Source organism: Streptosporangium minutum (genome assembly GCF_002149035.1).
GTDB classification, from domain to species: Bacteria; Actinomycetota; Actinomycetes; order Streptosporangiales; family Streptosporangiaceae; genus Streptosporangium; species Streptosporangium minutum.
Genome location: NZ_NGFP01000343.1, coordinates 1 through 8,247 on the forward strand (window position 1 = coordinate 1; position 8,247 = coordinate 8,247).

At 72.9% G+C, this 8,247-nt stretch carries 8 protein-coding genes; 7 read left to right on the plus strand and 1 reads right to left on the minus strand.

Annotated elements, in window-relative coordinates; translation table 11 throughout:
• The 6 genes from CA984_RS40675 to CA984_RS40700 form a co-directional block, all read left to right on the plus strand.
• Positions 1–791: hypothetical protein (locus tag CA984_RS40675; RefSeq protein ID WP_207621228.1), on the plus strand; the 791-nt coding region annotated here is incomplete at its 5' end.
• 31 nt (positions 792–822) lie between these two features.
• Positions 823–1,185: a Zn-ribbon domain-containing OB-fold protein gene (locus CA984_RS40680; protein WP_086578683.1), complete on the plus strand. Its 363-nt coding sequence runs from the start codon at positions 823–825 to the stop codon at positions 1,183–1,185.
• 49 nt (positions 1,186–1,234) lie between these two features.
• Complete coding sequence (locus CA984_RS40685; protein ID WP_207621229.1) at positions 1,235–1,576, plus strand: VOC family protein; 342 nt, start codon at positions 1,235–1,237, stop codon at positions 1,574–1,576.
• A gap of 203 nt (positions 1,577–1,779) precedes the next feature.
• Positions 1,780–3,354 carry a class I adenylate-forming enzyme family protein gene (locus tag CA984_RS40690; RefSeq protein ID WP_086578685.1) on the plus strand — a complete coding sequence of 525 codons (1,575 nt, stop codon included), beginning with the start codon at positions 1,780–1,782 and terminating at the stop codon, positions 3,352–3,354.
• Complete coding sequence (locus CA984_RS40695; protein WP_086578686.1) at positions 3,351–5,498, plus strand: acetate--CoA ligase family protein; 2,148 nt, start codon at positions 3,351–3,353, stop codon at positions 5,496–5,498. The genes CA984_RS40690 and CA984_RS40695 overlap by 4 nt, the downstream gene beginning before the upstream one ends.
• A 1-nt stretch (position 5,499) precedes the next feature.
• The gene (locus tag CA984_RS40700; RefSeq protein WP_086578687.1) at positions 5,500–6,249 is read left to right on the plus strand and encodes a glucose 1-dehydrogenase; all 750 of its coding nucleotides are present in this window, start codon (positions 5,500–5,502) and stop codon (positions 6,247–6,249) included.
• Positions 6,250–6,278: 29 nt separating this feature from the next.
• Here CA984_RS40700 and CA984_RS40705 read toward each other — a convergent pair whose 3' ends face one another.
• Complete coding sequence (locus tag CA984_RS40705; protein WP_086578688.1) at positions 6,279–6,914, minus strand: PaaI family thioesterase; 636 nt, start codon at positions 6,912–6,914, stop codon at positions 6,279–6,281.
• Positions 6,915–7,305: 391 nt separating this feature from the next.
• On the opposite strand from CA984_RS40705, the gene CA984_RS47500 reads away from it, so the two are divergent.
• Positions 7,306–8,247, plus strand: a 942-nt coding sequence (locus tag CA984_RS47500; protein WP_242676448.1) for a CHAP domain-containing protein, incomplete at its 3' end; no start/stop codon positions are given.

Sequence of the window (8,247 nt, forward strand, 5' to 3'; positions counted from 1 at the left end):
CCCCGGCCCCGTCGAGGACTCCCCCGAGGACGGTGACCCCGGCCCCCACCGGGACGCCGCCGCCCGCGCACGCGGTCAGCGACCTGGCGATCACCGGGATCACCGCCGACGGCGCCACGATCGGCCTGCGGGCGTCCACCACGGCGAACGTCGTGCTGACCGTCGGGTTCGCCGAGGGGCAGACCCCCGACCGGCTCACCGAGTCGCCCCCGCGCGGCCTCACCCTCGCCGGGGCCGGCGCCTACTCCCGGGCGGTCCCGCACGCCTTCACCGCCCCGGCCTGCGGGCAGACCCTCTACCGGCGTGTCACGGTCTCCACCTCGCCCCGGGCGGCCGGCGGCCCGCGGACCCGCACGGCGGAGGTCAGGGGCGGACCGTGCCCGGCCCCCTCGGTCGAGAGCGTGGACATCGTCTCCTTCGACGGCACCACGGTCCGCTTCCGCGTCCGGACCGGCGACACCTCGGCGGTGACCGTGAAGCTGGGGTCCGCCCAGAAGGTCGTCGGCGGCGAAGGGGGGTTCACCAGCGCCGTCCAGACGCTGGAGCTGTCCGGCCGGACCGACTACACGCGCGAGGTCACCGTGGAGTTCGCCGGCCTCCCCGCGTGCGGCGAGTACGTCCGGCGGGTGGTGACGGTCACCACCGTCCCCGAAAGTGCCATGCGCTCCCGCGACGTGAGGCTCCCCCTCCCCTCCTGCGAGCCGGATCCGGACCCGAGCCCCTCCTCCCCGGACCGGCCCTCCGAGGGCGGGCCGGGCCCGGACGGATCCGCGGAAGACGACATCTTGTGAGTAAACCAAGCGTGCGCTAGCTTGGCGATCGATGACCAGTGACACGCTCACCTACTGGGAAGCCTGCCGTCGCGGCGAGTTGGTCATTCAACGCTGTACGGCCTGCGCCCGGCGGGTGCACCTGCCCGCCCCCGACTGCCCCCACTGCGGCGGCACCGACCTCCCCTACGAGCCCGTCTCGGGTGAGGGCTCCGTACACACGTTCACCGTGGTGCACCGCTCGTTCGTGCCCGAGTTCCGGGGGCGGGAGCCGTACGTGCTGGCCTGGATCGACCTGCCCGAGGGGGTGAGGGCGTTCGGCCGGATCGTGGACTGCGCACCGGAGCGGGTGCGGATCGGCATGCCGGTGTGCGTGACTTTCGTCGACGACCTACCTCACTGGAGGCCGACGTGACTTCCTCCTCATGGCTGAAGTCCGGGGTCTCCACGCTCAAGGAGATTCGATGACCAAGCTCGGCAACATCCTGATCCCCGTGGACGACCTGGACAAGGCGATCGCCCTCTACTCCGGCGCGCTCGGCCTGGCGGTGCGGTTCCGCGACGGCGACCGGTTCGCGGCCCTGGACGGAGGGGGCGCCACGGTCGCGCTGGTCGCGGCCGGGGAACGGGTGACGGGAGACGTCACCGCCCCGTCCTACAAGGTCGGCGACGTCGCGCGGGCCGTACGGGAGCTGACCGGGGCGGGCGCGGAGGTGGTGCACGAGCCCGAGACCGGGCCGCACGAGATCAGAGCGGTCCTCCGTGACCCGTCGGGAAACGTCTTCGTCCTCTACTCGTCCCTCTGAACCCTCTACTCGTCCCTCTGCCCCCTCCGAGCCCCTCCGGCTGACCACTCCGAGTCCTCTGACCCCTCCGAGTCCCTTCCGAGTCCTCCGGGTTTCCCGGGCAGCCCCTTCCAAGGCCCTCCGAGATCCCCGAGCGGCCCCCTCCCGCCGCGTCCCCTGCCCGTCCCTCTGCGTCCTCCACCCCCCTCTGACCGGAGGCCATAATGGCGCGATCCCCCTACGGCAACTACGCCTACGCCATCCTCACCGCCAACGCCCTGCGCACCCCGGACAAGGTCGCGCTGACCTACTGCGGCGAGCGGAGCTTCACCTACTCCGAGCTCGACCGGATCGTCGACAGGCGCGCCCACGCCCTGACGGCGGCCGGGATCGCGCCCCGGCGGCGGGTGGCGGCGCTGCTCAACGAGACGCTGCACGTGGCCGAGGTCTACCTCGCGGCGGCCAAGCTGGGCGCGGTCACCGCGGCGCTCAACCCGTACTGGCCGGTGGACACCCTGCGGGAGGTCGTCGCGCACTCCGGCGCCACCGCCTTCGTCTACGACTCCACCGTCGAGCAGGTCGTGGCGGAGATCCGCCCACGGCTGCCCGACGTGACCACCTGGATCAAGGTAGGCGGCCCGGGCGAGGGCGCCGTGGACCTGGACGCGCTGACCGCCGCCGCCCCGGACGGGGAGTTCGCGCCGGAGGGCTCCGGGGACGACCCGCTCGCCCTCTACTACACCTCGGGGACCACCGGACTGCCCAAGGCCGCGATCCACACGCACGCCTCGTCGCTGGCGACCGCGCGGATCTGGCTGGACGTGCCGCGCGCCGAGGACTCGGTGCTCGGCACCGGGGCGATCATCTGGGGCATCGGCTTCCCCGCACTGGTCGGGCCGGCGCTGTACGCGGGCATGCGGCTGGTGCTGGAGCAGGACTGGGGACCGGCGAACTTCCTCAGGGTGGTCCCCCGCGAGAGGGTCACCCACGTCTCGCAGATCCCGTCGTTCTACGCGGCCCTGCTCGGCTCCGACGAGCACGAGGGGGTCGACCTGTCGTCCCTGCGGGTCATCATGCTGGGCGGAGAGGCGCTCCCCGCGACGCTGCTGGGCAGGATGAGGGAGCGGCTGCCCGGCGCGGGCGTCTACTGCTACTACGGCCAGACCGAGGCCCCCTACACCTGTTTCGGCCGGGTGGACGACGGCAGCACGCCGCTCGGCTCCTCCGGCAGGGCGAGGACCGGCAACGCCGTACGGATCACCGGGCCGTCCGGCGACCGGGTGGTCGGCGAGGTCGGCGAGATCAACCTGGCCGGGCCGCACCGGATGTCCGGCTACGACCGGCTCCCCGACAAGACGGCCGAGGTGCTCCGCGGCGAGTGGTACGTCGGCGGCGACCTGGGCGTCCTCGCCGAGGACGGCAACCTGACCGTGCTCGGCCGCCGTGAGGACGCGATCCTGAAGGGCGGCGCCTGGTCGCAGCCCTCGGTGGTCGAGGAGGCCGCGGTGGCGCTGGACGACGTGGCCGAGGCCGGTGCGGTGGGCGTGCCCGCGCACGTCGACGGCCAGGACGCGGCCGAGCAGAGAATCCTGCTCGCGGTGGTCGCCCGCTCCGGGCACTCGCTCGACCCGTCGAAGCTCGCGATCGCGCTCGCCGAGTCGCTGCCCGAGCACCGGCGGCCCGACCGCATCGTGGTCGCCGACGAGCTCCCCCACTTCCAGGACGCCTCCGGCGGCCCCGGCAAGCTGCTGCGCCGGGAGATCCGGGAGAGGTACCGGCACCTCCTGGAGGAGGCGTGAGCGGGTCCGATCCCCTGACGGCGGGCCCGCCCCCCGAGCACGAGGTCAAGGCGCTGCTGCGGGAGGCCGGCGTGGCGGTGCCGCGCGGCGCCACGGCCGCCTCCGCCGGGGGCGTCGCCGCGGCGGCCGGCGGGCTGGCCCCGCCGCTGGTGCTCAAGGCCTTCGGCCCCGGGCTGGTCCACAAGTCGGACTCGGGTGCGGTGCGGCTGGCGCTCGCCGGGCCGGCCGAGGCCGCCGAGGCCGCGGCCGAGATGCTCGGCGGGCTCCTCGCCCAGGGCATCACCCCGGACGGGTTCCTGGTCGAGGAGCAGGCCGAAGCGGGGATCGAGCTGATCGTCGGCGTCGTCCGCGACCCGGGCTTCGGTCCCGTCCTGCTCGCCGGGCTCGGCGGCGTCTGGACCGAGGCCATGCGCGACACGGCGGTGCGCCTGTGCCCGGTCTCCGAGGCCGACGCCCGGCGGATGCTCGCCTCCCTGCGTGGCTCCCGGCTGCTGCGGGGCTACCGCGGCCGTCCGGCCGCGGACATGGACGCCCTGGTGAAGCTGCTGCTGACGGTCGGCGGGGCCGGCGGCCTGTGGGAGCGGCTGGATCTCGGCGAGTTCGAGCTCAACCCGGTGATCGCCACCGGGCGGGGCGCCGTCGCGGTCGACGCCCGCTACATCCCGGGCGACCGCCGCGGGGAGGCGCCGCGACCGGCTCCGGCGGCGGAGACCGACTTCACCGCGCTGTTCGAGCCCCGGGCCGTGGCCGTGGTGGGGGCCTCCACCAACCGGCCGAACTTCGGGAACATGTTCCTGGAGTTCTACGGGGCCACGGGGGTGCCGCTGGTCGCGGTCCACCCGGAGGCGGACGAGATCGACGGCGTGCCCGCCGTGCCGACGCTGGCGGACGCGGACGCCGACTACGCGCTGGTCGCCGTGCCCGCCGGCAGATGCGCCGAGGTCGTACGGCAGGCGGACGGCATCCCGTTCGTCCAGGTGATGAGCGGCGGGTTCGGGGAGGCCGGCGCGCCCGAGCTGGAGGCCGGGCTGGTCCGCGCGGCGCGGGAGGCGGGGACGCGGCTGCTCGGGCCGAACTGCATGGGCGTCTACAGCCCGCGCGGCGGCCAGACGTTCATCGGCGGCGAGCCGGGACCGCCCGGCCACGTGGCGCTGATCTCGCAGAGCGGCGGGCTCGCCGGGGAGGTCGTCAGGGTCGGTGAGCGGCGCGGGCTGGCGTTCAGCCGGGTGGCCACGGTGGGCAACTCCGCCGACGTGACCCCGGCCGAGCTGCTGCGCTGGCTGGCCGTCGACGAGCACACCTCGGTCGTCGGCATGTATCTGGAGGATCCGCGCGGCGGCCGTGCCCTGTTCGAGGCCCTGATGGCGGTGCGCGGGAGGCTCCCGGTCGTCCTGCTGGTCGGCGGCCGGAGCGCCCAGGGACGGCGGGCCGCCGCCTCCCACACCGGCGGCATGGTCGGCGACGACCGCGTCTGGCAGGCTCTGGCCGAGCAGTCCGGCGCCGCTCTGGTCACCGGCCAGGACGACCTGATCGGCGTCCTGTCCTTCTTCCAGTCCCACGCCCGCCGCCTGGGCGCCCTCGGCGCCGGCCCGGCGACCGGCGGGTCCCGGGGCGCGGGCGCGGACGGGGATCCCGCGCTGCTGGTGATCGGGCCGAGCGGCGGGGCGAGCGTCCTGGCAGCCGACGTGTTCGACGCCGCCGGGCTCTCGCTCGACGCGCTGCCGGAGGAGACGAAGAGCGGGCTGAAGGCGCTCGGGATCGGGGTGGGCAGCTCCCTGGCCAACCCGCTGGAGATCCCGGTGGGGCCGCGTGGCCGCCCCGAGCTGGCCCGGGAGGCCATCGCGGCGATCGTGGCGCGGCGGCCGTACCCGGACGTCGTCGCCCACGTGAACGTGCAGAGCTTCTTCACCTACGGCAGTTCGGCCGAGCCGCTGTACGCCTGCGCCCGCAACCTCGCCCAGGCCCAGGAGGATCTGCCCGGGGTCAGGATCACGCTGGTCACCAGGAACGGCGAGTGCGCGCCGCCCGGGGTCGAGGACGGGGTCCGCGCGATCGCGGCCGGCGCCGGGATCCCCGTCTACCGTTCGATGGAGTCGGCCGCCGTGGCCGTCGCCGCCGCCAAACGTTTCACGCGAGGAGCTTGAGATGGGTCTGCTGGACGGCAAGGTCGCACTGATCACCGGTGGAGCCCGGGGCATGGGCGAGGCCCACGTGCGGCTGTTCCTGGAGGAGGGCGCCCGGGTCGCCTTCGGCGACGTGCTCGACGACGAGGGCAAGGCGCTCGCCGAGGCCACCGGGGCGCTGTTCGTCCATCAGGACGTGACGGGGCCGGAGGACTGGCAGCGGGCGGTGAGCACCACCGTCGAGACGTACGGCAAGCTCGACATCCTGGTCAACAACGCCGGGATACTGAAGTTCCGCCGGATCGCCGACATGACTCTGGACGAGTACAGCCGGGTCCTCGACGTGAACCTCAAGGGCACCTGGCTCGGCGTCAAGTCGGTGATCGAGCCCATGAAGGCCGCCGGCCGGGGCTCGATCGTGAACATCTCCTCGGTCGAGGGCTTCATCGGCGCCGAGGGCATGTCCGCCTACGCCGCCTCCAAGTTCGGGGTGCGCGGCGTGACCAAGGCGGCGGCCCGCGAGCTGGCCCGCTTCAAGATCCGGGTGAACTCCGTCCACCCCGGCGCCATCAACACCTCCATGGTGATGGACCCGGAGATCGCCGCCGAGGTGGACGGCGAGGCGTTCCTGAAGTCCATGGTCATCAAACGCTTCGCCAAGCCGGTCGAGGTCTCCAACGTGGTGGCCTTCCTCGCCTCCGACCGGGCGAGCTACTGCACCGGCAGCGAGTTCACGGTGGACGGCGGCATGCTCACCGGCGCGGGCTACTGAGCCCGCCGTCGAGGTCCCGCCGGCCCGGCTCATGCCCGCAACGGGTTCTCCACCCATTCCCGGGGGGTGATGAACAGGCCGGTGGCCTCGACCAGGGGGGTGCCGTCGGGAAGGGCGATCCGCCCCTCGGCCCAGGACTTGCGGCCTTCGGAGCGGGTGTACTCGGCGGTCGCCACCAGCGGCTCGCCGTAGGGGACCCGGCGCCGGTAGCGCACGGTCAGGGTGCCGGTCATCCCGGCGACGCCGGCCACCGCGACCGCGTGCCCCAGCAGGTGATCGAGGATCATGGCGCTGATCCCGCCGTGGACCGAGGCGGGCGGCCCCTCGTGCGTGGGGCGGAAGGTCAGCTCGGCACGGGCCGTCCTCTCCGGGGTGGTCTGGACGACCAGCGGGAGGGCGTGCGGGTTGGCCGAGCCGGTGACGGCGTTGCCGGCGTGCCGGGGCACGCCGTCGGGACCGATCTCGAAGGGCTGGGGAGAGGTACGCCTGCGGGCGCGCAGGCGTTCGGTGAGGGTGGCCAGCTCGGCGGCGACGGCGATGATCTCACTCTCCGGGACGTCGGTCAGCACGACCGCGTCGACCAGTTCACGGGCCCGCCCGGTCAGTACGGCCAGCGCGGCGAGGACGGCGTCGGCGTCCTCGGTGGGGGCGAGATCGGTCGTCATGCCCCTACTTTAGAACACGTTCTACCGAATCGCGTTCGGCCGACCGGGCGGCCCGTCCCCCGGGCGGACGGTAGATCTTTTTTTTGACCGGTTTAGTACGCAAAAATCCCGAAAAGGCCTCTGACGTCGGCATTTGTCGTCCCGTCGAGGTTCCGACCCCTTGGTATGTGCTTTAGCCTGTCTTGACCTTCCGCTCCATCCGGGTAACCTCCCTGGTCACGGAAGACAACTGACCAATGGTGCCGCCACACGCGTCCCGATCGTCCCTCCGGATCGGTCCGCGTGAACGCGCCATCGCTCAACCCGTCTCCCGGTAGCCGGGTTGCGAGGGCGGCGCGACCATGCTTCACGGCTGCCGGGGGTCCCCCCTAAGCTTTCTATGACCCCTGAGATGCAGAAGTTCATCAAGCTGCTGGAGAGCGAGCTCGGGTACTCCGAGAAGAGCGGCGGTTACACCAAGTTCGGCAACTGGTACGGCGACAACGTCGAGTTCGACGCCGACTACACGGCGGCCCCCTGGTGCGACATGTACCTGTCCTGGGCGGCCAAGAAGCTCGGCTACGAGGACTGGATCGGCCAGTTCGCCTACACCGTCTACCACGCCGAGTGGTTCAAGGAGCAGGACGCCTGGGGCACCACTCCCAAGCCCGGCGCGATCGTCTTCTTCGACTGGAGCGGCTCGAAGAAGATCGACAAGATCGACCACGTGGGGATCGTCACCAAGGTGACGGGCAGGACGATCCACACGATCGAGGGGAACATCGACGGGGGCGTCGCCAAGCGCAAGGAACGCGACACCGGCAAGGTCGTCGGCTACGGGTATCCGGAGAAGATCAAGGCCCGGCTGGACCGGGAGGCCTCCCAGAAGCAGACGGTCGTCACCGCCGACGCCCGTGCGGACAACTCGGTGGCGCTCACCCCCGGACCCAACCTGCTCGCGATGGTCCCCCCGCCCGACCTCGGGCGGGATGCCGGAACCCCGGAGGCTCCGGCCACCGCGGAGGTCGGCCCCAAGCATGCCAAACCCGTCGCCAAGTCGCCCGCCAAGTCATCCGCCGGGGAGACGAGGGCCGCCGAGACGGCCCCGCGGACCACCCCGAAGACCGGTGAGGCCACCCCGAGGACCGGCGCGACCGCCGCCGCCCCCCAGGTCTCCGCCGGCCGTACCACCACGACCGGCAAGCACGCCAAATCCGCCACCGCGGACACCAACGCGATCGCGACCACCCCGACCGCGCTCAGCAGCGGCCTCTCGCCGCAGACCCCCCAGCTCGGCACGCCCGCCGTGCTCGCGCCGGTCCTGCTCGCCGCGGTCGCGATCATCGCCCACACC